The sequence below is a fragment of the Bacteroides sp. DH3716P genome, from assembly GCF_025914115.1.
Lineage (GTDB): Bacteria > Bacteroidota > Bacteroidia > Bacteroidales > Bacteroidaceae > Bacteroides > Bacteroides ovatus.
Map to the genome: position 1 here is coordinate 5938638 of NZ_CP083673.1, position 26986 is coordinate 5965623.

21 protein-coding genes, 1 pseudogene and 1 riboswitch are annotated in these 26986 nt (G+C 41.2%); of the genes and pseudogenes, 10 read left to right on the forward strand and 12 right to left on the reverse strand.

Annotated features, from left to right (window positions below; genetic code table 11):
- Positions 1-55: 55 nt before the first annotated feature.
- Both KQP79_RS22775 and rlmD read right to left on the reverse strand, forming a co-directional pair.
- Positions 56-976 (reverse strand): RluA family pseudouridine synthase, encoded by a 921-nt coding sequence (locus KQP79_RS22775; RefSeq protein WP_004317963.1) that lies wholly within the window; start codon positions 974-976, stop codon positions 56-58.
- Positions 977-1012: 36 nt separating this feature from the next.
- Positions 1013-2383 (reverse strand): 23S rRNA (uracil(1939)-C(5))-methyltransferase RlmD, encoded by a 1371-nt coding sequence (gene rlmD, locus KQP79_RS22780; RefSeq protein WP_217622112.1) that lies wholly within the window; start codon positions 2381-2383, stop codon positions 1013-1015.
- Between the two features lie 247 nt (positions 2384-2630).
- On the opposite strand from rlmD, the gene ppdK reads away from it, so the two are divergent.
- The 3 genes from ppdK (at position 2631) to KQP79_RS22795 (ending at position 6879) form a co-directional block, all read left to right on the forward strand.
- Positions 2631-5351 carry a pyruvate, phosphate dikinase gene (gene ppdK, locus KQP79_RS22785; protein WP_004317964.1) on the forward strand — a complete coding sequence of 907 codons (2721 nt, stop codon included), beginning with the start codon at positions 2631-2633 and terminating at the stop codon, positions 5349-5351.
- Positions 5352-5595: 244 nt separating this feature from the next.
- A complete protein-coding gene (locus tag KQP79_RS22790; RefSeq protein ID WP_004295700.1) occupies positions 5596-6111 on the forward strand; it encodes an outer membrane beta-barrel protein in 516 nt (171 codons plus the stop codon).
- Between the two features lie 195 nt (positions 6112-6306).
- Positions 6307-6879 (forward strand): porin family protein, encoded by a 573-nt coding sequence (locus KQP79_RS22795; RefSeq protein ID WP_004295701.1) that lies wholly within the window; start codon positions 6307-6309, stop codon positions 6877-6879.
- Positions 6880-7014: 135 nt separating this feature from the next.
- Here the strand turns inward: KQP79_RS22795 and KQP79_RS22800 are convergent, their stop codons facing one another.
- The 10 genes from KQP79_RS22800 to KQP79_RS22845 all read right to left on the reverse strand — a co-directional run bounded on the left by KQP79_RS22800 (position 7015) and on the right by KQP79_RS22845 (position 17714).
- Positions 7015-7623, reverse strand: coding sequence for a thiamine phosphate synthase (locus tag KQP79_RS22800; RefSeq protein WP_004295702.1), 609 nt, complete (start codon positions 7621-7623; stop codon positions 7015-7017).
- Between the two features lie 62 nt (positions 7624-7685).
- Entirely contained in the window at positions 7686-8378 is a 693-nt protein-coding gene (locus KQP79_RS22805) for a HesA/MoeB/ThiF family protein (protein WP_004303541.1), read from the reverse strand.
- 4 nt (positions 8379-8382) lie between these two features.
- On the reverse strand, positions 8383-9507 hold the full coding sequence (gene thiH, locus KQP79_RS22810; RefSeq protein ID WP_004295704.1) for a 2-iminoacetate synthase ThiH: 1125 nt from the start codon (positions 9505-9507) through the stop codon (positions 8383-8385).
- A gap of 79 nt (positions 9508-9586) precedes the next feature.
- Entirely contained in the window at positions 9587-11284 is a 1698-nt protein-coding gene (gene thiC / locus KQP79_RS22815) for a phosphomethylpyrimidine synthase ThiC (protein WP_004303540.1), read from the reverse strand.
- Positions 11285-11297: 13 nt separating this feature from the next.
- Positions 11298-12071, reverse strand: coding sequence for a thiazole synthase (locus KQP79_RS22820; protein WP_004295706.1), 774 nt, complete (start codon positions 12069-12071; stop codon positions 11298-11300).
- A 44-nt stretch (positions 12072-12115) separates the two neighbouring features.
- Positions 12116-12733, reverse strand: coding sequence for a thiamine phosphate synthase (locus tag KQP79_RS22825; protein ID WP_004312310.1), 618 nt, complete (start codon positions 12731-12733; stop codon positions 12116-12118).
- A gap of 4 nt (positions 12734-12737) precedes the next feature.
- The gene (gene thiS / locus KQP79_RS22830) at positions 12738-12938 is read right to left on the reverse strand and encodes a sulfur carrier protein ThiS (protein ID WP_004303537.1); all 201 of its coding nucleotides are present in this window, start codon (positions 12936-12938) and stop codon (positions 12738-12740) included.
- A gap of 60 nt (positions 12939-12998) precedes the next feature.
- Positions 12999-13092, reverse strand: a riboswitch (TPP riboswitch).
- 55 nt (positions 13093-13147) lie between these two features.
- A complete protein-coding gene (locus KQP79_RS22835; RefSeq protein ID WP_171036024.1) occupies positions 13148-15130 on the reverse strand; it encodes an ATP-binding protein in 1983 nt (660 codons plus the stop codon).
- Between the two features lie 151 nt (positions 15131-15281).
- Positions 15282-15899, reverse strand: a complete 618-nt coding sequence (locus KQP79_RS22840) for a superoxide dismutase (RefSeq protein WP_004295710.1) — start codon at positions 15897-15899, stop codon at positions 15282-15284.
- 75 nt (positions 15900-15974) lie between these two features.
- Positions 15975-17714 (reverse strand): hypothetical protein, encoded by a 1740-nt coding sequence (locus KQP79_RS22845; protein ID WP_008998453.1) that lies wholly within the window; start codon positions 17712-17714, stop codon positions 15975-15977.
- A 146-nt stretch (positions 17715-17860) separates the two neighbouring features.
- On the opposite strand from KQP79_RS22845, the gene KQP79_RS22850 reads away from it, so the two are divergent.
- The 7 genes and pseudogenes from KQP79_RS22850 to KQP79_RS26060 all read left to right on the forward strand — a co-directional run.
- Positions 17861-20239 carry an ATP-dependent helicase gene (locus KQP79_RS22850; RefSeq protein ID WP_004312306.1) on the forward strand — a complete coding sequence of 793 codons (2379 nt, stop codon included), beginning with the start codon at positions 17861-17863 and terminating at the stop codon, positions 20237-20239.
- Between the two features lie 25 nt (positions 20240-20264).
- On the forward strand, positions 20265-20957 hold the full coding sequence (locus tag KQP79_RS22855; protein ID WP_004312305.1) for a hypothetical protein: 693 nt from the start codon (positions 20265-20267) through the stop codon (positions 20955-20957).
- Between the two features lie 266 nt (positions 20958-21223).
- Entirely contained in the window at positions 21224-22786 is a 1563-nt protein-coding gene (locus KQP79_RS22860) for an ATP-binding protein (protein ID WP_004312304.1), read from the forward strand.
- A 93-nt stretch (positions 22787-22879) separates the two neighbouring features.
- Positions 22880-23782 (forward strand): Rpn family recombination-promoting nuclease/putative transposase, encoded by a 903-nt coding sequence (locus KQP79_RS22865; protein ID WP_008776660.1) that lies wholly within the window; start codon positions 22880-22882, stop codon positions 23780-23782.
- Between the two features lie 708 nt (positions 23783-24490).
- On the forward strand, positions 24491-25531 hold the full coding sequence (locus KQP79_RS22870; protein ID WP_008776661.1) for a winged helix-turn-helix domain-containing protein: 1041 nt from the start codon (positions 24491-24493) through the stop codon (positions 25529-25531).
- A gap of 176 nt (positions 25532-25707) precedes the next feature.
- A complete protein-coding gene (locus tag KQP79_RS22875; RefSeq protein WP_264386567.1) occupies positions 25708-26022 on the forward strand; it encodes an NVEALA domain-containing protein in 315 nt (104 codons plus the stop codon).
- Positions 25991-26986: pseudogene (locus KQP79_RS26060) on the forward strand (BF3164 family lipoprotein); the annotation flags it as partial. The gene KQP79_RS22875 and the pseudogene KQP79_RS26060, both read left to right, overlap by 32 nt.

Genomic DNA, 26986 nt, shown 5'->3' on the forward strand with positions numbered 1-26986 from the left:
TAAAAATAAAGCCAGAGTCGATTATGATTCTGGCTTTATTTTTGAATATAGGAATTTATTTTTTCAGAAACAACTTCTTAAACTCCGCCGGATAAGGTGTCTCGAACTCCATCAAATCTCCCGTTACCGGATGATAGAAACAAAGTTTGAAAGCATGGAGTGCCAGTCGTCCGATAGGGTTGGGAGCATCTTCTCTTCCATATCTTCCATCACCGATAATAGGATGTCCTAAATCTTGCATGTGTACACGAATCTGATTCTTTCGGCCGGTTTCCAAATCGAGTTCCAACAGAGAATATCCGTTGGCACGTTTGATGGTCTTATAGTGGGTAATAGATTTTGATCCACCGTCATCATATTCACTGGAACTTACATAAAGCGTTTTATCAGTCAGCCAGGAAACGACTGTATCATAATCTTTTTCCATACTTCCCTCCACCACAGCTACATATCGACGGTCAGTCACGATATCGTGCCAGTTATCACGTAGTGTCCGCTGTGTTTTTTCGTCTTTAGCAAACATCATCAGGCCGGAAGTGTCCCTGTCCAGGCGATGAACGATAAACACACGGAATTGACGTCCGGAACGTTGCACGTATTCGTTAAGTATTGTATAGGCTGTGCGCTCTTTCTGTCTTTCTGTATTGACTGATAAAAGTCCCTGCATCTTCTCGACAACAATGATATAGGCATCCTCATATACGATTTTCAGCAGTCTGTTATTAAATTCTTTTTTTCCCTTTTGTTTGCTGATTTGCACTTTCATGCCCGCTTCAAGAGGAAAGTTGAATTGTGTGGTTATCACATTATCAACAAATACAACCCGTTTGCTTAACAACGATTTTAATTTCGTACGACTTGCGTCCGGCATCTTGGTAGCCAGGAACTCCATTAGTTCCATGGGTTCTTTCACTGCATAATTGGTATATTGAGCACGTGCTTTTTCAGCAGGAGTTCTTCTAGGTCTTTTTCCCATTTCTTTTTTCTTTTGAAATTCTATTATCATCACGGATTATCGAAGTTCCAGCAACACCACATTTTCTACGTGGTGGGTGTGAGGGAACATATCTACCGGTTGAATGGCTTTCACCTTGTATTTCTCATCGAGTAATTGCAAATCCCGTGCTTGAGTAGCAGGATTACAACTTACATACACAATCCGTTTCGGTTCGGCAAACAAGATGACATCAACTACATCCTGGTGCATACCGGCACGAGGAGGATCAGTAATGATTACATCCGGGCGTCCATGCTGATTGATGAAATCCTGCGTCAGTATATCCTTCATATCACCGGCATAAAACAATGCATTCTTGATATCATTGATTTCTGCATTTACCTTTGCGTCTTCGATAGCTTCCGGCACATATTCGATACCGATTACCTGGCGAGCCTGGCGTGATACGAAGTTGGCGATTGTTCCCGTTCCTGTATAGAGGTCATATACCAGTTCGTTGCCTGTTAATCCGGCAAATTCACGGGCCACTTTATATAAATTATAAGCCTGTTCCGAGTTGGTCTGATAGAATGATTTCGGTCCTACTTTGAAACGCAGTCCCTCCATTTCTTCAAAGATGTGATCTTTCCCTTTAAATACATGCACATCCAAATCATTGATTGTGTCATTGCACTTATTATTAATAATGTATAGAAGAGAAGTGATTTCTGGGAAAGAGTCCGCTACGAATTGGAGTAACTGCTTGAACAGTTCCATTTCGTGATCTTCCGTAATCTTGCAAATGACGATTACCATCAGTTCGCCAGTTGAAGAGGTGCGTACAATCATATTCCGCAGCATACCTTCCTGTGTGCGCAGATTGATGAAAGAGTAATCGTGTTCGTAAGCGTAGTCACGTACAGCGTTGCGGATACGGTTGGATATATCATCCTGTAACCAGCATTTCTCAATAGCCAGCACCTTGTCAAAGGCTCCCGGAATGTGGAAACCCACCGCATTCATCTGGTCATACTTCACATCCTGACGAACTTCTTCGTTTGTCAACCAGCGTTTATTTGAGAAGGTGAATTCCAGTTTGTTCCTGTAGAATTCCGTCTTGTCAGAACCGAGAATCGGAGAAATTTCGGGAAGTTCGATTTTCCCGATACGTCTCAAATTATCTTCCACTTGCTTTTGCTTATATCTGATCTGCTCCGAATAGGGGAGCACTTGCCACTTGCAGCCACCGCATACGCCATAGTGTTGGCAGAAAGGAACAGCGCGATTGGGCGACAGCTCGTGAAACTTCACCGCTTCAGCTTCGGCATATTTATTCTTTTTACGCTTGATTTGCAGGTCTACGACATCACCCGGCACTACATAGGGAACAAAAATCACCAGGTCGTTTACTTTTGCGATGGCTTTTCCTTCGGCAGCCACATCCATGATTGTTACCTTCTCCAATAAGGGAAGCTCTTTTTTCTTTCTTGCCACTTTTACACCAGTCTAATAATTACTTTGCAAAAGTAGGTATTTTTTTTGGAAAAAATTCGGGTATACAGAAATATTCCGGATTGTAATGTCGAAATTGCATTTTGATAGAAAGTTTTTTCGCAAAAAGTTTTCAAGTTTGCGAAATATCCTTAGATTTGCGAACAGAAAAAAATCATAATGTAACTTTAAACACAATATTATGGATAAAAAAAGAGTTTATACCTTTGGTAATGGTCAGGCAGAAGGAAAGGCTGACATGAAGAATTTGCTCGGTGGTAAGGGAGCCAACCTTGCAGAAATGAATTTAATCGGAATTCCTGTCCCTCCCGGATTCACAATAACTACAGATGTTTGTACGGAATACAATACGTTAGGACGTGATAAAGTGGTTGAGCTACTGAAAGATGAAGTGGTAAAAGCGATCACTCACGTGGAAACGTTGATGAAATCTAAATTCGGTGACGTTGAAAATCCTTTGTTGGTGTCTGTACGTTCCGGTGCGCGCGCATCTATGCCGGGTATGATGGATACGATTCTGAACTTGGGATTGAATGACGAAGTGGTAGAAGGTATTATCCGTAAGACAGGTAATGCACGCTTTGCATGGGACTCTTATCGTCGTTTTGTGCAGATGTACGGTGACGTAGTATTGGGCATGAAGCCTACCAATAAAGATGATATCGACCCGTTCGAAGCAATCATTGAAGAGGTGAAGAAAGCGAAAGGGGTAGAACTGGATAACGAGTTGAAAGTGGAAGACTTGCAGGAACTCGTAAAGAAATTTAAGGCTGCCGTAAAGGAACAGACCGGAAAAGATTTCCCGACTGGTGCATACGAACAACTTTGGGGAGCTATATGTGCCGTATTTGATTCATGGATGAATGAACGCGCTATCCTTTACCGTAAGATGGAAAGTATACCTGATGAATGGGGTACAGCTGTCAATGTACAGGCTATGGTGTTCGGTAATATGGGTGAAACTTCGGCTACTGGTGTTTGTTTCTCACGTGATGCCGGTACGGGTGAAGACCTTTTCAATGGTGAATATCTGATTAACGCACAAGGTGAAGACGTAGTGGCCGGTATCCGTACTCCGCAACAGATCACCAAGATTGGTTCTCAACGTTGGGCTGTATTGGCTGGTGTGACCGAAGATGTTCGCGCAGCGAAGTTCCCTTCCATGGAAGAGGCAATGCCGGAAATCTATAAAGAATTAGATGCTCTCCAGACTAAACTGGAAAATCATTATAAAGATATGCAGGACATGGAGTTCACCGTACAAGAAGGTAAACTCTGGTTCCTTCAGACACGTAACGGTAAGCGTACAGGTGCTGCTATGGTGAAGATCGCTATGGATTTGCTCCGTCAGGGCATGATTGACGAAAAGACTGCTTTGATGCGCGTGGAACCGAATAAACTCGATGAATTGCTTCACCCTGTATTCGATAAGGATGCTTTGAAGAAAGCCAAAGTGTTGACTCGTGGTCTTCCGGCTTCTCCGGGTGCTGCAACCGGTCAGGTGGTGTTCTTTGCTGACGACGCTGCTGAATGGCATGCTGCCGGTAAACGTGTGGTAATGGTTCGTATCGAAACTTCTCCGGAAGACTTGGCCGGTATGGCAGTTGCCGAAGGTATTCTTACGGCTCGTGGCGGTATGACTTCTCATGCTGCTGTTGTGGCTCGTGGTATGGGTAAATGTTGTGTATCAGGTGCAGGTGCATTGAATATCGATTATAAAAACCGTACCGTAGAAATTGACGGTGTTGTGTTGAAAGAAGGCGATTATATCTCTCTGAACGGAAGTACAGGTGTAGTTTATAATGGTAAGGTAGAAACACAGGCTGCAGAACTTTCCGGTGACTTTGCTGAATTAATGACGCTGGCTGATAAGTATACTCGTCTGCAGGTACGTACGAATGCAGATACTCCTCATGATGCGGAAGTGGCTCGTAACTTCGGTGCAGTAGGTATTGGGCTTTGCCGTACGGAACACATGTTCTTCGAAGGTGAAAAGATCAAGGCAATGCGTGAAATGATTCTGGCGGAAAATGCGGAAGGACGTCGTAAAGCATTGGCTAAGATTCTTCCATATCAACAAGAAGACTTTAAGGGTATCTTTAAAGCAATGGCTGGTTGTCCGGTAACGGTTCGTTTGCTCGATCCTCCTTTGCATGAGTTCGTTCCTCACGATTTGAAGGGACAGCAGGAAATGGCAGATACTATGGGTGTGAGCCTGCAATATATCCAGCAACGTGTAGAATCATTGTGTGAGCATAACCCGATGTTGGGTCACCGTGGTTGCCGTCTGGGAAATACTTATCCTGAAATTACACAGATGCAGACACGTGCCATCTTGGGTGCTGCACTCGAATTGAAGAAAGAAGGAGTGGAAACTCATCCGGAAATCATGGTTCCATTAACTGGTATCTTGTATGAATTCAAGGAGCAGGAAAATGTAATCCGTGCGGAAGCTAAGAAGTTGTTTGAGGAAGTAGGAGATAGCATTGACTTCAAAGTGGGTACAATGATTGAAATTCCGCGTGCCGCTTTGACTGCCGACCGTATCGCTTCTTCTGCCGAGTTCTTCTCATTCGGTACAAATGACTTAACGCAGATGACCTTCGGTTATTCTCGTGATGATATAGCTTCTTTCCTTCCTGTTTATCTGGAAAAGAAGATTTTGAAAGTAGACCCGTTCCAGGTTCTCGATCAGAATGGTGTGGGACAGTTGGTACGTATGGCTACAGAAAAGGGCCGTGCTATCCGTCCGGATCTGAAATGTGGTATTTGTGGTGAACATGGTGGTGAGCCTTCTTCAGTGAAATTCTGTCACCGGGTAGGTTTGAACTACGTTAGTTGTTCTCCATTCAGAGTGCCGATTGCCAGATTGGCGGCGGCGCAGGCAGCAATAGAAGGATAGTCAAATACGCTGGTTAGGTACTTAACTATCTGATAAATAGACTGTAAATACTTGTGAAAGTATTTGCAGTCTATTTTATTTTATGCCTGTTGGGTACTGATGTCCGTTTACCATCCAATATTTATTTGGTATTTATTATAAAAAACTAACTAAATGTTTGTTTAATCATAAAAACAGCTTTACATTTGCACCCCAGAAATCGACCGAATTGGGGTCTAACGTTTAATTTAAAAAAACAAAGAAAATGAAAAAGGGTTTATTATTGGTAGTTGTAATGTTAGCAACTATCGCTGTAAAAGCACAAGACATTTACGTAGGCGGATCTTTGAACGTTTGGCGTAACAGCACAGGCAACACTACTTCTTTTAAAGTTGCTCCGGAAGTTGGATACAACTTTAATGAAACATGGGCATTGGGTGCTGAATTGGATTATTCACATAATTATAATGGTGGACTAACAAAGAATTCAGTAATTGTTGCTCCATACATTCGTTGGTCTTACTGTGAAACCGGTGCGGTTCGCCTGTTTCTGGACGGAACTGCTGCTCTCGGCTTCGTGAAGGTTAAAGACGGAGACACTACTAAAGCCGGACAAGTGGGACTTAGACCGGGGATTGCTGTTAAATTGAACGATCACTTCTCTTTCATTGCCAAGTATGGTTTCCTGGGATATCGTAGAAATATAAATACGCTTGGAGATTCTTTTGGTCTTGAACTTACTAGTGAAGATCTTTCAATTGGTTTCCATTACGCATTCTAATAAGAAGAAAACAAATCAACAAATTAGGAAAGGGAGTTCTCAAAAATAGGGAATTCCCTTTTTTTATGTATAATCTCTATAAATTGCGCACTTGTTAACGAAAAAGTTGTTTAATACAAATTACAATTATACATTTGTATTGTTAAACAATGAGGTCAATAGAAACCTTTAGTATTAATTTAAAACTTTAAAATTATGAAGAAGAGTGTTTTGTTTGTTTTATTTGCACTGATTTCAGTGGCAGGTTTCTCTCAAATTACAGGTTGGAATGCCAAAGTAGGTATGAACTTTAGTAATTACACCGGTGATCTTGATCTGAATGCAAAGGTTGGATTCAAACTTGGTGGAGGTTTTGAATATGCTTTTACTGATACATGGTCACTGCAACCTTCATTATTCTTAACTAGTAAAGGTGCAAAGAAAGATGGCAATAGCATTAATGCAATGTATTTGGAATTGCCAGTAATGGCTGCTGCACGTTTCAATGTAGCAGATAATACTAATCTGGTGGTGAATGCAGGTCCTTATTTTGCTTGTGGTATTGCCGGTAAAACAAAGTTTGACTTAGGTAATGACACAGAACGTAAAGTCGACACTTTTGGTGATGATGCTTTGAAGCGTTTTGATGCAGGTCTTGGTGTAGGAGTTGCATTGGAATTTGGTAGAATCATTGCAGGCTTGGATGGTCAATTTGGTCTGGTTGATGTGGAAAAAGTTGGTAATCCTAAAAACATGAACTTCTCTATTATCGTGGGATATAAGTTCTGATAAGAAAACACCGAAATACAGAAAGCCGTTGCGGAAGACAATTCGCGGCGGCTTTTTTATTTTATGATTGAGAAAGTCATTTCCTTTATTGGATATACAATAGGAATGTACAGTCAGTTTACTATCGGCTTTTTATTAATCTGATAGCTTTTTCAACTTTTTAAAGTGCTCGATTACGGCTAAATAGTTCTGATCCTGACAGGCGTCGAATTTGTTCCAAAGATCTCCTAATACGACAGCTCCTCCGAAACCGAAATCTTTAATCTCCAGCAAATTATCTTCATTGATACCTCCCAATGCCATCACTTTCGAATCGATAATTTTGGCTCTTTGTGCTTCACGCAATTCTTCGGCAGTATATGTTGAATAGTAATTCACTTTAGAGATACTATCATAAATAGGACTCATAAAAACATAGTCGTAAAAATGCTTTCTGTTTTTTACCTCCTCCACTGAATGGCACGAACAGCTGATGTGACCATAATAATCATGCGGCTCTTTGGGATTACGTGCATTCAGGTGGATACCCATCAGATTAAATTCTTCTTTCAAATAGAAATGTTCATGCGTGACGATACGGCGGTGATATTTATCCGGAATAAGTGTCAATAGCCGTTCCGAATACATAGCCGGAGTTTCCGGCTTCCTAAGATGTAGGACATCCAGCCCCTCTTCGAAAAGAGCGGTAATAATCTTATCTTCTTCGACGAAGAAGGTAGGGGTGGTAACTACAATTAGTTTCATTTCTTTTGTTAAAATTGGATTGCTTAGCAAAGTTACTAATTAACTATGTCAGAAACCAACCTTTATAGTGAAAATTTGTTAGATTGCCATGTCCGCAGGTCGATTGTCCATAGTTCGCCGGCTAAAACATCTCCAAAATCACAGATTATTTTCAGCACTTCCGTAGCTTCAACACTTCCTACAATGGCAGGAGTAACTCCCATCACACCTTTAGGCGGAGGAGGCATCCGTTGCATTTCTTCTTCGTCAGGATAAAGATCCCGGTAGTTCTTTTTCTGGTTTCCGTAGTTGAATACAGAAACCTGTCCTTCAAAACCGCAGATAGCACCATATACGTAAGGCTTTTTCTGCTCTATGCAGATATCGTTAATCAGGTAACGGGTGGCAAAGTTGTCACAGCCGTCGACTACTATATCATATTCCTGAATGATATGATAAGCATTTTCTTTTGTCAACCTGGTAGAGTAGGGATGTATTCTGATCTCGCTGTTGAGAGCGGAGAGCCGTTCCGCTGCACAGATAGCTTTCGGTTTACCCAATTCTTTTTCGGAATAGAGAACTTGTCGTTGCAGGTTAGTGATGCTTACCAAATCGTCATCTACCAGTCCGAGACATCCCACACCGGCGCCTGCCAGGTAGAGAGCGATGGGAGAGCCTAGCCCTCCCACACCTACAATAAGCACTTTGGCTTCCTGCAGTTTCTTCTGACCTTCTTCTCCGATTTCGGGAAGTATGATTTGTCTATCGTATCGCATCTGCCTATCTTTTAAAATCAAAAGACTGATCCCAATCTTTCCAAACTGGTTCGCGACCTAGTTTCTTCAAGTCACGTTCCACTTCAACCGCCTTTCGCTCATCACTTACGTGAAATTGTTCCAGGGTTTGAGGATAACTGTAATATCCTCCGGGTTCAGTTTTACTCTCCGCACTCATGGTTGTAACACCGAGCGTTGCCATGTGATTTCGGATTTCTGCACTTTCACGGGTGGAATAGGAGATATCTACGTCGTGGTCGAAGATTCGCATCGCGAATGTAAGTTGAGCCAGTTCCCGGTCGTTCATGACTACATTCGGTTGGAAGCCGCCATTTTCAGACGGGCGCATACGTGGGAAATTTACGCTGTATTTCGTTTTCCAGTAATGCTTTTGCAAATAACGTAGATGATAAGCCATCATCGTTACGTCTGTCCGCCATTCTTCCAAGCCGATCAGGACACCCATGCCAATCTTATGTACACCTGCCTGTCCCATACGGTCGAAGCCGTCTACACGCCATTCGAATTTAGACTTCATGCCTCTCGGATGATATGTCTTGTAATTTGCTTTATGGTAAGTCTCTTGAAAACAGATCACTCCATTCAGACCATGATTAGTCAGTTCCTGATATTCTTCTGCTTTAAGGGGCATTACTTCAATTTGCAGGTTGCTGAAATAAGGTTTTGCCAAATCCAGCGCCCGGGCAATGTAGGGAACACCTGCTGCGGCAGGGTTTTCACCGGTTACGAGCAGTAGGTTCTCAAAAGGAGCCAGTCGTTTGATGGCTTTGTATTCGTTGACAATCTCTTCCTCTGTCAGTATCGTTCTCTTCATCGGATTGCTGATGTGGAAACCGCAATAGACGCAGGAGTTGGTACATGAATTAGTCAGGTAGAGCGGTACGAACATGGAGATAGTCTTACCGAACCGTTCCATCGTATATTTCTGACTAAGGCGTGCCATCACTTCCAGATAAGGAGTGGCGGCAGGTGAAATCAGCGCCATAAAGTCGTTGACATCCAGATGCTCTTTTTTACCCAATGCACGGCGTACGTCGGCATCTGTTTTGGAATAGATGGCTTTTGTCGTCTCTTCCCAGGATATTTTTTCTAATTCGTCGGAGAACATTTTAATCAATTAAAAATTAAAAATTGAAATGAGGGGAGAAGGTAGGTCAGTGGGCTGACTTTCTGTTTCTCCCTACTCATTATTTGTTGGTTTTAGCGCTTTTCTTTAAATCGCGTGACAATCTCATTGCACAGAAATTAGGTCCGCACATCGTACAATATTCTCCATCGATATGATGTCCTGCACGAAAATAGGTCTGCGCCCGCTCCGGGTCGAGAGACAGGTCGAACTGATCTTTCCAGCGGAACTCATAGCGAGCTTTACTCAATGCGTTGTCTCGTACCTGTGCACCCGGGTGTCCTTTTGCCAGGTCAGCGGCATGAGCGGCTATCTTGTAGGTAATGACTCCTACGCGTACGTCCTCTTTGTCGGGTAAGGCAAGGTGTTCTTTCGGAGTGACATAACAAAGCATAGCCGTACCCAGCCATCCGATTTGTGCGGCACCGATAGCAGAAGTGATATGGTCGTATCCGGGAGCAATATCCGTCACCAACGGGCCGAGTGTATAGAATGGGGCGTCATGGCATTTTTCAATCTGACGTTCCATGTTCTCTTTGATTTTATGCATCGGAACGTGTCCGGGGCCTTCAATAAATGCCTGAACATTCTTATCCCAGGCACGAAGCACTAATTCTCCCATGGTATCCAGTTCGGCGAACTGCGCTTCATCGTTCGCATCGTAGATAGAACCCGGACGAAGTCCGTCGCCTAAAGAAACGGCTACATCATATTGTGCCAGGATATCACAAATATCATCAAAGTGATCGTATAAGAAACTTTCCTGATCGTGTACGAGACACCATTTACTCATTATGCTTCCTCCACGGCTGACAATACCGCACAACCGCTTATCGGCAAGATGAACATTATGGCGGCGGATCCCTGCATGAATGGTGAAGTAATCTACACCTTGTTCACATTGTTCAATCAATGTATCCCGGTAGATTTCCCAGGTGAGGTCTTCCACTATGCCGTTCACCTTTTCAAGTGCCTGATAAATAGGAACCGTGCCGACGGGTACGGGACAATTACGGATAATCCATTCGCGTGTTTCATGGATATTTTCTCCTGTGGAAAGATCCATCAAGGTATCGCCACCCCATTTGCAGCTCCACAATGCTTTCTCCACTTCTTCATCTATGCTTGAGGTAGTAGCCGAATTTCCGATATTCGTATTGATTTTCACAAGGAAGTTGCGTCCGATAATCATCGGTTCAGCTTCTGGGTGGTTGATATTGGCCGGTAATACAGCACGTCCTTCTGCAATCTCCTGACGGACAAATTCTGGAGTAATGTGGGTCTTAATTCCCAATTCCTCGCAATTCATGTTCTCGCGGATTGCTACATATTCCATTTCAGGGGTGATAATCCCTCTTTTGGCGTATGCCATTTGAGTGATTGCTTCTCCTTTTTTAGCGCGATAGGGCAGAGCGATGTGCTCGAAACGTAAGTGATCGAGACTTTTATCGTCCCTTCTCATTTGTCCGTATTCCGAAGTAATTTCGGGAAGTTGTTCCACATCACCACGGCCTACAATCCATTCTTCACGCATACGGGGCAGTCCTTTTTTAAGATCAATGCTCATATCTGCATCGCTGAACGGTCCGCTGGTATCATATACATATATCTCCGGGTTCGGTGTTGCTATCTTTTCTTCGCCTTCAAAGCTGACACTGGGCACTTGTTCCACTTTCCGCATCGCTACACGGATATTCGGATAAAGTTTACCGGGTAAATAGACTTTCTGCGAGCGGGGGAATTTTATTTTTTGTTCCATAGTTTATTCGTTTTTAATCAAGAAAAGCCGTTAGAGGTGAACTTGCTTCTGCCACGAAGTCGACGGCTTGTAATCCTAATCCTGCTTCGTAAGCCTGTCTTCCGGCTTCTGTAGCCGCTTTGAATGCTTTTGCCATTTCTACCGGATTTCCGGCAACGGCTATTGCGGTATTAACTAATACAGCGGAAGCTCCCAGTTCCATTGCTTCGGCAGCATGACTGGGTGCACCGATACCCGCATCTACGACTACCGGGATACCTGCCTGTTCGATAATGATTTGCAGGAATTCTTTGGTCTGCAATCCTTTATTGGTACCGATTGGTGCACCGAGCGGCATAACGGTAGCTGCGCCCGCTTCTTCCAGACGTTTGCAGAGTACAGGGTCAGCCTGACAATAAGGCAACACGATAAAACCCAGTTTTACCAGTTCTTCCGTAGCTTTCAGTGTCTCGATAGAGTCAGGGAGCAGATAGCGTGGGTCCGGGTGAATTTCCAGTTTCAGCCAGTTTGTTCCAAAGGCTTCGCGAGCCAGTTGTGCTGCAAAAACAGCCTCCTCTGCATTACGTACACCGGAAGTATTGGGCAATAGCTGAATATTCGGATGAATAATATGTTTCAGCATGTCATCCTCTTTGTTGTCCATGTCGATTCGTTTCATGGCAACAGTAACCATTTCCGTGCCTGAAGCCAGAATAGCTTGTTCCATTACTTCATTGGAATTGAATTTTCCTGTTCCCAGGAAAAGACGGGAGTTAAATTCGCGTCCCGCAATTACTAACTTTTCCATTCTATATATATTATAAATTAAATTACTGATTGTACATCATTGCTTTACGCATGATTCAGGATTCTACGTGTTTCTTCTATCGGATTATCCGCTCCGAGAATGGTTCCCGACAGGGCTATCCCGTTTACTCCTGTGTGAAGTATGGCAGGAATATCCTCATAAGTGATTCCTCCAATCGCTACTACGGGGATTTCGATATTCGCCTCTTTCATCTGTGAAAGGATGGAGGAATAGCCTTCCAATCCCAGTACAGGGCTTAAATTCTTTTTGGTGGTAGTAAACCGGAAAGGACCGATGCCAAGATAATCGGCACCGGCACGATAGTGCTGTACAACATCTTCGAATGTATTTGCAGTGCCGCCGATAATGAAAGCCTCTCCAAGAATTTGGCGGGCCTGGTCGATAGGCATATCCTTTTTGCCCAGATGAACACCGTCCACTTCCAGCTTTCGCGCCAGTTCAACGTGATCGTCCAGAACCAGGATTGCTTCGTGCTCTTTACAAAGCGGTTTCAGTTGCAGGGCTACTGCCTCCACTTCTTCGAGAGGAGCCTCTTTCATGCGTAGTTGGATCCATTTGCACCCGCCTTCGAGTGCCATACGTGCCGATTCGAGGTACGAGTACCGTTCGGTCTGATGCGTGATAAATTGTAGACTGACCATTCCCTTATCCTCCGCAAGCAGCTTTGATAATCACCAGGTTATCGTTCTCATGCAATATGAAACCCTCCCATTCGGTACGGGGAATCATTTTGTTGTTTACGGCGATAGCAATGCCTTGAACCGGAAGTTCGAGCTGTGCTGTCAGTTGTGTAAGGGTAGAGTCGGGAGTAATTTCCACCTCTTTGTTGTTCACTTGTACTTTCATTGTCCTATCAGAATAAATAAGTTGAAAGTAAATACAAAGAGCGTGCTTGAATGGAAAGGCGATAAGAAGAAACACAATCCCTACGTCAGTACTAACTGCCTCAGGTTCCTAGGGTATAATCTCAGCCCCTCATGGGGCACCCCTTTGTCTTTACGGGGACAAAGTAAGTGAAAAAGAAACAGAAAAACACTAAATCATTCGATTTTTTTTCATTTTTCTGTTGATTCCTGTTTTTTGATAGGATGAGAAAAGATAAATCGGGCGCCATTTTTGTAATTCTTGTCAATCCAGATATCACCTCCCATATATTGGATGGTCAGTTTGCAGATAGCCAGTCCCAATCCTGTACCCTGTACGAACTCGTTCAGCTTTTCGAAACGTTGGAATACCAGCTCCTGTTTATCTTCGGGGATTCCGGTGCCGGTATCAGTTACCGAGAACAGCATACATTGCTTTTTTTCGTCCACTTCATAATCCAGCGTAATACTTCCTCCGGCAGGAGTGAATTTCAAGGCATTGTTCAGCAGATTGATAATAATCTGCTGCAGGCGCAAGGGATCTGTGTAGAGCATGTAAGGCTCTTTAGGCATTTGCAGTTTAATGTCTACATCCATTGTCTTGTTCCGGTTGGTCAGAGTAATCATATTCTGGCAATGGTTCACCAGCTCACACCATTCATAGTTGAATTGCAGTTTTCCTGATTCCAGGCGTGATATATCCAGTACATCACTAATCAGTTGGAGCAACAGATTGGAGTTGGTCTGGACAATATCTGCGTATTCTTTCAGTTCGTTATTCTGCTCTACCGAACCGATAATCAGACTGGAGAAACCGACAATAGCATTTAGCGGAGTCCGTATCTCGTGGCTCATATTCGAAACAAAGGCACTTTTCAGTTGGTTAGCTTCTTCGGCGCGCTCTTTAGCATCACGCAATTCGATTTCAGACTCTTCCAACTTCTTTTTATCTTCCCGTAGTTGTTTCGTAGTTCTTTCAAGGTGATTCTTCAGGATTTTAGTCCGGTAATAGTAATACAGCGAAATCATTAGACTTCCTACTAATACGAGAAATATAATCAGGATGAATTGTACTTCTGTCTTATAGGCCACAAAGAATGGGATGGGCTGATTGATTACCATTGAGTTAACAGGTAACTTCTTGTTTTCAAATCCCCATTCCTTTAGTTTCTTCGCATCAAATTTATATCTGTTGGGTAAGATATTGATACTGCTGATATCAGTTTCCTTCTGGTCTAAAAAGCGGTAGGCATATTCTCCCATGCTTTGTCCCACTCCTTCATATTGCGGGACATATCCTCCGATAGCCCAGTAACCTATTGCAGTGGAAGTCATGCTGAACATAGGCAGGAGAGGATTGGCTTTGGAAAAAGCATAAACGGAGTTATTCATGTAAGTAATACCCCGGTTATCGATTCTCCAGATGCCAAGCAACATGACTGTGTTTCTGGGAAGATTGCGCAATTGACTGGCAGCCATATCGAGTGTATGGATGCGGCCATCGACGTAGGTGATAGACAACTGTGGGAAATGTTGCAGGTTTTTCTTGAACCATGCCAGTTCGGCAAGTCCGTTGTATGTGTTATCCGATACAAATACAAGGTGTTCTGTTTCCGGATAGAAATCCTGTATCATTTCAATATCTTTTTTAATGTCATATTCGTATGTGCTACAATATCTTACGTTGTATTCCTTCATGCGTTCCATTAAGTTAATGCTTTCGGGATTATAGCTTCGGATGTCGGTCGAATCCTCCGGAATACGTATTCCGTTGCGTGATGCCATTGCACAGAAAACAGGAAGCTGCTTGTACTTTTCATCTTCGAGATGGAGGAAACTGCTCCATGCTTCACCACCCAGGAGAATAACTAATTTGGCTTTCGGATGTTTGTCCAGAATATCGGTCAATGTTTTTTTCCATTGATGCGCCTGCGTTAAGTCTGTTGCATTCATATTTTCTACCATGATCGAATATCTTCCTCCCAATTGGGTGTAGGTCTCTATAAATGTGCTGATGTTATCGTAGGTATATTTAGTGTCAGAATTATAAGAGGTGATAAACAGGATTTCTTCCTCAGATTCTTCTGTGGTGGCAGCATTGCCGAAAAGGGGGAGGAAAAGGAGTACAGCAATGGAGACAATAAATCGTATTTTTTTTCTTTTATACAGTATCATAATTGTTTGTTATGTTGTTTTATGAGTTGCAAAAATACAACTAATGCATCTGATATACAATAAAAGTCTGTTTCTTTTTAATCTGTAAAAAAGGTCGCTGTGAAAAACACAACGACCTTTTCCATAAGTATAGTTTAGCTTGTAAATTTGATTACATTCTTTTTTCAACCACATCCCAGTCGATGATATCCCACAGGGCGTTTACGTGGTCGGCACGGCGGTTCTGGTAATCCAGATAATAGGAGTGTTCCCAAACGTCAAATCCAAGAAGTGGTTTCAAACCGGCACGTACCGGATTGCTGCCGTTCCCCTCTTTAGTGATTTTCAGTTTACCGTCTTTATCTACGGATAGCCAAGCCCATCCTGAACCAAACAATCCGACTGCTGCTGCATTGAATTCTTTCTTGAAGTTTTCAAAGCTGCCAAAGTCACGTTTGATGGCTTCTCCCAGTTTACCGGCCGGCTCCTTCTTTGAAGGTTTCGGGGCAAATTGCAGGAAGTACAGGTTGTGGTTCAATACTTGTCCGGCGTTATTGAATATAGCTCCATCCGGTGCGGCTGCAACGATTTCTTCTACCGTTTTACCTTCATATTCTGTTCCGGGCACGAGGCTATTCAGATTATTTACATACGTTTGTAGATGTTTTCCGTAATGGAAATCTATTGTTTGCTGACTGATTACAGGTTCCAACGCATTGTTAGCGTAAGGAAGTTTAGGCATTTCGTAAGTCATGGTCATCATAATTAAAGACATTAATATAGTATTCATAATGTTACAAGTTTTAATTGGCTTGTTATACTATAATAACAGAAGCCCTTTGCAAAATGTTCACAGCATCTTACTTTATTTGTAAATGTACTGTATGCGTTCCACTTCTTTCGGATGCTCACGGTCGGTCCGGCAGATCCATTGGCCCGTATTATCATATTCATAATAAGAATTGCTATCGATCTGGTTTCCGTATTTATCGTACAGGCAGGTCAGGCATCCCGATGTTTTCTGGTTATTGCCTAAAATCCGTTGGTAAACGATTTGTGTCAGATAACCGTATTTATCGTATTCATAAGCATCTTTTTGTGAAATAATCTGATCCGAAGAATTGGCAAAAAGCAGGTTTTGATGTTGGGATGAAATCAATCTGCCTTTATCATCATATTTGTTTGCGGTGTACGCCTGAAGTTCTCCATTCTTATTATACTCTTTGGTTTCGGTCAATAACCCCTGTTTATTATAGGAACTTATGATGACTCTTCCATCTGTATACTTGAGCGAATCACTCTCGATACTTCCGTCCGTACCGATACGGCGTGTCCGTCGGTAGAGATCCGTTTTGGTTTTCGGATTCGTTTGCACTTCAAAGATGCAGTGACCTTGCGGATCGTATAATCTGTTCGTTTGTATTTCATTGCTTGGCTGACCGTTCTTTACGGTAAGCGACAATGTAGAAATGAGCTGCCCCTTATCATCATACGAATAAGTGGTCGAGGTATTTCCCGTACTGTCATTTTCCGCAGACTTAATCAATCGTCCTCCATTATAGTATTTCACGGAAGTAGGAGTGGATATGATTGTTTGCAGAATAAACGGTGTCCGTAGTGCATTGGCCTGGTCACGAAATTCCTTATACTTGTGTGTGCAAAGAAAATCCTGCAGCATACTCAAAGATTCGGAATTGACAATGGCAGCTTTTAAAAGCTCAAAATCAGCTTTTTCACTAAGATATTCAAGTTCGTCCAGATGAGTACGTGCTGTGGAAGTCAGGTAAGGTGATTGCTTATACTCGTCAATAATCTGCCGGATGGCTGTTGCGTTTCCTTTCTCCCGGAGGCTGTCGATTCCTTGAAACAGAAAATCATCGTATAACGCGCGAACTTCCGGAAGGAATGGACGCGTGTCTTTATCCGTGAAGAATTTCTGCATGTTGGCGTTATCAAAAAATGCCTTGAAATTCGCTGATGTCGGATTACTCTTTACAATCTGGTAAAGCCGTTTGTTTTCCGCAGTGTTGATTTGAGAGATAAATTTGCCGTTCGGATATTCCGTGATGTACGTTTGATAAATATTCAGCGTAGGTGTTTTCAGCATACCTTCCAGTAAAGCCATTTCACGGATGTCCCGTACCTTTTGCAAGATGGCAGAATCTCCCGGATAACCGCTTGACTGGATACTGTCCATCAACGTCTTGCTAAAAGGAATTTGATCTTTCGAAGCATCCAGAATGGAGATAACGGCCAGTTCTGCTTTGTTTTGTACGTTGGAAAGTTGTATTTTCTCTTCTTCACAGATATTGGGAAAATAAGCTTTCGTTGCCCTTTCGTAGCATCCGAAATAGTTGGTGGCAGCCTGTTCGCTTTGCTCGTTCCACAATCCGTTGAGCACATCCAATAATGCCAGTTCCTCGGCATAATAGGTTTGTGTCTCGTCATCTATCTTATCACGGTTTTTCTGCCATTTGTCGGCGTCATTATCGTTCAGATACCTTAGCAGCTTTTCCAGGCGGCTCTGCTTTTGTGCCATTGCCTGTGGAATGCAGGCGACCAGAAACAAACTCAAAATAATCGATAAAAATATACTTCTTTTCATTGCTTTTTGGTGTTAGGTTAAAATAGTTAGTGATGAAAATTCATAAAAATACCTTCATTCTCGAATGAATATTATACTTTTGTATTGAGAACAAATTTGAATGCCAAGGGTTTGTTAAAAATCCACATTGTTTTTATAATGCTGTTATGAATACCAATTATATAGATGAATTGAACGAGAGTCAGTGTGCTGCAGTGACTTATAATGACGGTCCTTCGCTGGTGATAGCCGGTGCAGGTTCGGGGAAGACGCGTGTATTGACTTATAAAATCGCTTACTTGCTGGAACAGGAGAACGGCTACAATCCGTGGAATATCCTTGCACTGACCTTTACGAATAAGGCGGCGCGCGAGATGAAAGAGCGTATTGCCCGTCAGGTAGGTATGGAAAGGGCACGTTATTTGTGGATGGGGACTTTCCATTCCATCTTCTCACGGATTCTTCGTGCCGAAGCAACATTTATCGGGTTCACTTCCCAGTTCACCATCTATGATACGGCTGATAGTAAGAGCCTGCTTCGTTCCATCATCAAAGAGATGGGATTGGACGAGAAAACTTATAAACCGGGAGTAGTGCAGGCACGCATCTCCAATGCCAAAAACCATTTGGTCACTCCTACGGGATACGCTGCCAATAAAGAGGCTTACGAAGGAGATATGGCTGCCAAGATGCCTGCTATCCGTGATATCTATACTCGTTATTGGGACAGATGCCGTCAGGCGGGAGCGATGGATTTTGATGATTTATTGGTATATACCTATATTCTGTTTCGTGACTTTCCGGAAGTGCTGGCACGTTATCGCGATCAGTTCCGTTATGTATTGGTGGACGAGTATCAGGATACGAATTATGCGCAGCATAGCATTGTTCTACAACTGACTAAAGAAAATCAACGGGTCTGTGTAGTGGGAGACGATGCGCAAAGTATCTATTCTTTCCGTGGGGCGGATATTGACAATATTCTCTATTTTACAAAAATCTACCCCAATACGAAAGTTTTTAAACTGGAGCAGAATTATCGTTCCACACAAACCATTGTTTGTGCTGCCAATAGCTTGATTGAGAAGAATGAACGCCAGATACGGAAAGCCGTGTTTTCGGAGAAAGAAAAGGGGGAACCTATCGGCGTATTTCAGGCGTATAGCGATGTGGAAGAGGGAGATATTGTAGCTAATAAGATTGCAGAGCTACGACGGGAGTATCGCTACGGATATGCTGATTTTGCCATCCTGTATCGTACGAATGCACAAAGCCGTATTTTTGAAGAGGCTCTTCGGAAACGGAGTATACCTTATAAGATTTACGGAGGACTTTCGTTCTACCAGCGAAAAGAGATAAAAGATGTGATTGCTTATTTCCGTTTGGTAGTGAATCCGAATGATGAAGAAGCATTCAAGCGAATCATTAATTATCCGGCTCGTGGTATTGGAGATACGACAGTCGGGAAGATTATATCGGCGGCTACCGATCATGGCGTAAGTCTTTGGGCGGCACTCTGTGAACCATTGAGTTACGGACTGGATATAAATAAAGGAACGCATGCAAAACTGCAAGGCTTTCGTGAATTGATAGAAGGTTTCATTGTCGATCAGGCAGATAAGAACGCTTATGAAATAGGAACGAATATCATCCGTCAGTCCGGCATTATCAACGATGTTTGTCAGGACACATCCCCCGAGAATCTAAGCCGTAAGGAAAATATAGAAGAGTTGGTGAATGGAATGAATGACTTCTGCGCTTTGCGGCAGGAGGAGGGTAATCCGAATGTGTCTCTTACCGATTTCCTTTCGGAGATTGCATTGCTTACCGATCAGGATTCCGACAAGGCGGATGATGGGGAAAAGATAACGTTGATGACAGTTCATTCGGCTAAAGGATTGGAGTTTAAGAATGTATTTGTGGTCGGTCTGGAAGAAAACCTGTTTCCCAGTGGGATGGTAGGAGATTCTCCCCGGGCACTGGAAGAAGAACGTCGTTTGTTCTATGTAGCTATTACTCGTGCGGAGGAACATTGTTATCTGTCTTTTGCCAAAACCCGTTTCCGTTATGGAAAGATGGAATTTGGAAGCCCCAGTCGTTTCTTGCGTGATATCGATGTTCATTACTTGCAATTGCCGCATGAGGCAGGAGTGAGCCGTGCTGTCGATGAAGGTGCAGGACGTTTCCGTAGAGAGATTGAAGGAGGATTCACCCGTTCAGCTTCTCCGTCGCGTGCCCCTTTCGGAAGTACATCTTCCGAACAACGTGAACGTCCGAAAGCACAGATCATTGCTTCCAGCGTACCGAGGAATTTGAAGAAAGTTAGTACTGTTAGCCCAAGTAGCGGTGCACAGGCAACCTCTTCCACTTCGCCATCGGTAGCAGGAGTACAGGCCGGACAGATGATAGAGCACGAACGTTTCGGATTGGGTGAAGTGATTAAAGTAGAAGGAACGGGAGACAATGCGAAAGCAACTATTCATTTTAAAAATGCGGGAGACAAACAACTATTATTACGTTTCGCTCGTTTTAAAGTGGTAGAATAAATAATAACACTAAATAGAGAGACTCATGAAGAAACAACTAACAGTAATTTTGCTTTCCGCTTTGATTGTGAGTGGATGTGCGTCGGGGCGTATGGGAAATCCGGGAGCTATCATGGCAGGTGCTTCTATCGGAGGTAGTCTGGGAAGTTCGATAGGCGGACTTATCGGAGATAATAATCATGGCTGGAGGGGCGGTTACCGTGGTTCTGCTATTGGGAATATTGTGGGAACCATTGCCGGTGCGGCTATTGGAAACGCGTTGACGGCGCCGAGGCAAGAGCAAATAGAGGAAGATGCGTATATTCCTGAAGTACGGGAAGTGCGTGTGCAAAAGTATAAGAAACAGCCGCAAGTGCAACAGCCTATTTCTCAACTGAAGTTGCGCAAGATCCGTTTTATAGATGATAATCGCAGTCATGTGATTGATGCGGGAGAAAATAGCAAGATAATCTTTGAGATTATGAATGAAGGGAGAAATCCTGTTTATAATGTAGTTCCTGTGGTAGAAACGGTGGGGAAGGTGAAGCATCTCGGCATTTCTCCTTCCGTGATGGTGGAGGAAATTCTTCCGGGTGAAGGCATCCGTTATACCGCTTCCATTCATGCAGGTGAAAAATTGAAAGACGGTGAAGTGACATTCCGTGTCGCAGTGGCGGACGAGAATGGAATGATTTGTGATTCGCAGGAATTTACCTTGCCTACACAGCGCGGAAACTAGAGTTAAAAGCCCGAAATATTCGGTTTAAATATAGTGACGGTATTTGCCTTGGATAGTGACGCTATCCTAAGCATATACCGTCACTATATTGGTGGGATAGCGTCACTATTTTAATGGCTATTAATAAGGTAGTTCTTTAGATAAGTTTATGTGAATCGAACAATGCAATTGAATGATATTGTAGGGTTTTATAATAATATTAAGTGTCATGTAATCATTTTATTTCGTATCTTTGTTCATATTTCCAATAAAAGCATTAGAGTGGTATGAAAGAGACATTTAGAAGATATCCTATCGGAATACAGAATTTTGAGGATTTACGTAATAATGATTGTGTGTATATTGATAAAACTGCATTAATTTATCATTTGACTCATACAAATAAGATTTATTTCCTTAGTCGTCCGCGTCGCTTTGGAAAAAGTCTTCTAGTCTCTACTCTTGAAGCTTATTTTTCCGGAAAGAAAGAGTTGTTCGAAGGATTGGCTATGGAACAGTTAGAGAAAGAATGGACTGTTTATCCTGTGTTGCATATTGATTTTAGTAGAACGAAATACACCACAATCGAAGATTTGCAAGAGCAATTGAATCTTTATCTAAGCGAATGGGAGAGGACTTATGGGAAAAATGAAGAAGAAACGAGCTATGCAGCCCGTTTAACCGGTTTGCTTCAACGAATCTACCAACAGACAGGAAAGCAGGCTGTTGTATTGATTGACGAATATGATGCACCTTTATTGGATAGTAATAGCGACTCTGCTTTACAAGGACAATTGCGAACTGAAATGCGGAAGTTTTTCAGTCCTCTTAAAGCGCAAGGGCAATATCTTCGTTTCTTGTTTCTGACAGGAATCAGCAAGTTCAGTCAGATGAGTATATTTAGTGAGCTGAATAACTTGCAGAATATCAGTATGAGCGATGATTATAGTGCTATTTGTGGTATTACAGAGCAAGAGTTGCTAAGTCAGATGCAACCGGATATTGAGAGGATAGCTCAAGCGAATAATGAAACCTATGAAGAAGCTTGTCGGCATTTGAAACGGCAGTATGACGGTTATCATTTCAGCAAGATTTGTGAAGATATTTACAATCCGTTCAGCCTTTTCAATGCATTTTCGCAAAGAGATTATAAGAGCTTTTGGTTTTCTACCGGCACGCCTACTTTCTTGATTGAAATGTTACAGCGAATGGACTTCAGTCTTACTCTATTGGAAAAGATGGAAGTGAAAGACGAAGATTTTGATAAAGCGACAGAGGTTATTACCGATCCGATTCCTGTACTTTATCAGAGTGGCTATTTGACTATTAAAGGATATGAACCTCTCTTTCGTACATATACATTAGGTTATCCCAACGAAGAAGTTAAGATAGGCTTTATTGAGACTCTGATCCCTTCCTATCTCAATCAACCGACACGTGAAAGTAATTTTTATGTAGTCTCTTTTGTAAGAGACCTGATGAAAGGTGATATTGAGCAGTGCCTTCTTCGTACTCGTTCTTTCTTTTCTTCTATACCTTATGATTTGGAGAATAATCAGGAAAAGCACTATCAGACTATTTTCTATTTGTTATTCCGTTTGATGGGGCAATATGTGGATGTAGAGGTTAAGAATGCTATTGGTAGGGCTGATGTGGTAATCAAGATGCCTGATGCGATTTATGTGTTTGAATTTAAGGTAGACGGAACTCCCGAAGAAGCGTTGGCACAAATTAATAGTAAACAGTATGCCATTCCTTATGAGGTAGAGCATCGCAAGGTTGTTAAAGTTGGAGTGAATTTCGATAGTACAACGCGGACTTTGGGACAGTGGAAGATAGAATATTCTTAGTAGAAAGAAATTGAAGCATATATACTTGAAATCAAACATTTTCTGCTTACCTTTGTTAGCTTGAAACAAGATAACAAGAAAGGAGACGAACTTATGTCAAGTAATTATATTCGTTTCGATTGGGCTATGAAACGTTTATTGCGTAATAAAGCCAATTTTGCAGTTCTTGAGGGCTTTCTAACTACTCTTTTGAATGAAAAGATAATCATTCGGAAGCTTTTAGAGAGTGAAAGCAATCAAGAAGATGAGTTTGATAAGTATAATCGTGTAGATATGCTTGCTGAAAACTCGAAAGGTGAACTTATTCTGATTGAAGTTCAGAATAATAATGAGTATGCTTATTTTCAACGTATGCTGTTTGGTACTTCAAAATTAGTAACCGAGTATATTAATCGTGGAGAAGGTTATGATAAGGTACGTAAAGTATATAGTGTCAATATTGTCTATTTTTCTTTAGGTAGTGGCAAAGATACCGTATATCACGGTAAAACGGAATTCCGGGGAATTCATCAGGGAGATATGCTTGAACTGACTCCTTTTCAAAAACAAACTTTTAAAGTGGATACAGTAAGTCAACTTTATCCTGAATATTATATTTTGAAGGTCAATGATTTTAATCAGGTAGCTAAAAGTCCGTTGGAAGAATGGATCTATTATCTGAATACAGGTGATATTCCTGATAGTGCGACTGCTCCAGGTTTAACAGAAGCCCGTGAACGATTAAAACTTGACAAGATGACTAAAGCAGAGCTTGATGCTTACTATCGCCATTTGGATAATATTGTCATATTAAAAGATAATATATTCACTGAACGTGCTGAAGGACGCGCAGAGGGTCATGCTGAAGGGCGTGTAGAGGGTCGTATGGAAGGTATTAATGAAGGTCGTCTGGAAGAGAAAAGGGAAGCTGCAAGCAATATGAAGTCTTTAAATATTCCTCTCGATGTTATTTCGCAAGTCACAGGTTTGTCTATAGAAGAGATAAAGGCGTTGTAATAAACGCCTTTATATAATTGTTAGTATCCTATATCATCTTAGACATGATATAGGATTTTTTATATATAGAAGTCTTGAAATGAGAACATACATAAAAATAGGATATTTTATGCGTTTCTCCTGCTTGAATTTAAGACAGAGTCTTGTATGCAAATAAATATGTGAGTAATTAGGGATTATGGAAATCCGTGGTGCTTTATTTTATATTATTTGGATGCTTATTGTTTGCTGTAAAGAGATTATTTGCGGATATTCGTTTGATTATTTGATAAGTACTTTCTTTTTGCTATATTTGATTTGGATGGAATATAGTGTGAAATAGCTGAAAATATACCGATAAATTTGGGTCTCACCGATGAATGTATTGTTCCTCGGTGAGGAAGGAAGCGACGCACACCGGGCAACGAGTCGTTCCTCGGTGAGGAACAAAGCTTAGTTAGCGGTAAATAATTCGTTTTTTATCCCTTATTTATGTAATATTTAGTCTGAAAACGGTATATTCTTGCATTGATTTATGCATTTATTTCTCTTCTTGCTTTTATTTTGATTTAATATTTATAGAGTGAATCTTAAAAATAGACTAATTTCTTTGGTTGGAAAGATTATTTTTGATATAACCAAAAACTCAAAATAGTTTTTATATTGTCTGTCAATTATTGCAAATAATGCTACCTTTGTGCTATTCAAACAGATAAAATAAGTCACGCTATGAAATTACTAACGAAACTAAGCGGTACAATTACATTTAAAGATAAACAAAAGATGCGCCTTTTGCTAATAATATTTATTCTGGAGATAGTATTATTTTTCATTCTAGGACAATTATATTGTGAGGCTAGAAAAAAAATGTTCAGTGAAAGAGTGGAAAGTGTTTTTAAAGCAGTTTTTTTGCAACATTTACAAGAAGATGCTTTTGATGGTTATTTTTACACTAGTGGGAGGAAACAGCGATTGGAGGAGTATCCTGATACGGTTTATATAACAGATGAAAGTGGAAAACGTGGATACTGCTTGGATAAAGAAAAAAGTTCTAAAAATGTAACATCTGATCCACGATTAAGTTTTTTACATACTGCTTATTTATCTAAACATCCTTTAGTAGTGGACTCTTTATATGAAAAATGGCAACTGCATTTGAAGCAGCAAAGTTTGTCTGGCACTTTTGCATTGCAGCTTTTGGTATCCGATAAAGATGAAAATATTACAGAAAGTGTATACCCTGACTCTTTTTTACATGAAAATTGTATACCAGAATTCGATATTACGGCAGGTTATCGTTGCGAGGTTGAAGTAAAAGGCTTTTTCTACTTTTCATTTTTTACTCTTGTGGGTGTAAGAGGCTTTGTTTATGGCTTTATTTATTGGCTGTGTGCAGTTATTATTAATATAGTGATATTTTTTAGAAAGAGATGGCAAAAGAACATTGTTGTTCCTACCTCTGTTCATATTTATCAAATGGACCAAGATATTATGTTTGATGCAGATTTGAGAAAGCTTATATTTGGTAAAGAGGAAATTCAGATACCACCACAAACAGCTATTTTATTAAAACATTTTTTAGAAGCTCCAGATTACATATTGAAAGACAAAGAAATCAAGAAAATATTTTGGTCGGATAAATCAAATAATGATCCGAGACTTCATAATGCAATAAGTCGTTTGCGAAGAGTTTTTGAGAATGTTCCATCTATTGAGATTCAAAGGTATGAAAATATTGGATATCAATTACAAATTAGAAGGAACAAATAAGAAACTATAATTTCCGATGAAATGGGATTTTTTTGAATAAGAGCCTTATCTCTATGATAGTATATATATAGTAGATAGATTCGGTTAGATAGAAATGGATAGATTAATCTATTGGTGGTTGTAATCCAATTGCCTACTTTCGTTTCCATTAATTAATCGATAAAACTATAGTATATATGAAGAAACTATTATTCTTTTCTATTCTGATGATGGCGGTTCTTTCTGTAAATTACTCATTAAAAGAACCTCGAGTAAATACATTATTATTAGATAATATTGAAGCTTTGGCGGCTNTGATGATGGCGGTTCTTTCTGTAAATTACTCATTAAAAGAACCTCGAGTAAATACATTATTATTAGATAATATTGAAGCTTTGGCGGCTGATGAGCAAGATGTGCCTACTAATTGTTGGGGCAGTGGTTCCGTAGATTGTCCGGTTACAAAAGTTAAAGTAGAATATGTTGCTACCGGATATAGCCTTGAAAAATAGTATAACTCTCCTGTTTCTTTCTTTTTTCTTGTTTATCTCTTGTGACCATAAGCATAAAGAATATGCAAAGGGTGTATTATTCTATTCGGGATTTCCGCACGAGAGAGAATTAATAGGAGAAGTNATCTCTTGTGACCATAAGCATAAAGAATATGCAAAGGGTGTATTATTCTATTCGGGATTTCCGCACGAGAGAGAATTAATAGGAGAAGTAATTGAGCTTGATACTGCCTTGCTTCGTTATCCGTTTAGGATACGAATCGAAGGAGATAGAGTCATTGTGATGGATTTACATGGTCTTGATCATTATGGACATTTATTCCAATATCCCAGTTATCAGTATTTATCTTCTTTTGGCAAGCGTGGTGATTCACCTACGGAAATGTTATCATTGGAGAACTTTCGTTTACAGAATCATGTAGTCTGGACATTGGATGCCAATAAAAGTGAATTAACTAGGTTAGACTTTTCTTCATCCGGTNCTTCGTGACGAAACGGTAACATTGGATGAAGATATACTTCGACCACTTGATTTTGCTATATATAATGATTCAATGTTTATTATTCCTGATTATTCCGGTGAAAATCGTTTATGTCGAGTTAACTGTAATGGTAAGCTTATAGATAAGATAGGAATTATTCCGACTATTGATGAAAAAGCATTGGAAAATGCTCGTCCGGCGTTAGCCCAAGCATGGAGGAGCTTCCTTGACTACAATCCTAACAATGGAATACTGGCGGTAGTCACCCAGTTGGGAGAAGTCCTTGAGGTCTATAATTTGAAAGATAGTACTCATGTTGTTCGTATAGGTGAGTATGGCGAACCTGAATTTAAAATATCAGATGGATATGGTATACCAACGGGTATTATGGGATTTAGTGATGTACAAGTAACAGATAGTGCCATTTATACTGTATTTCATGGAACGTCTTTTAAGGAGATCGCAAGACAAAGCGGAAGGCT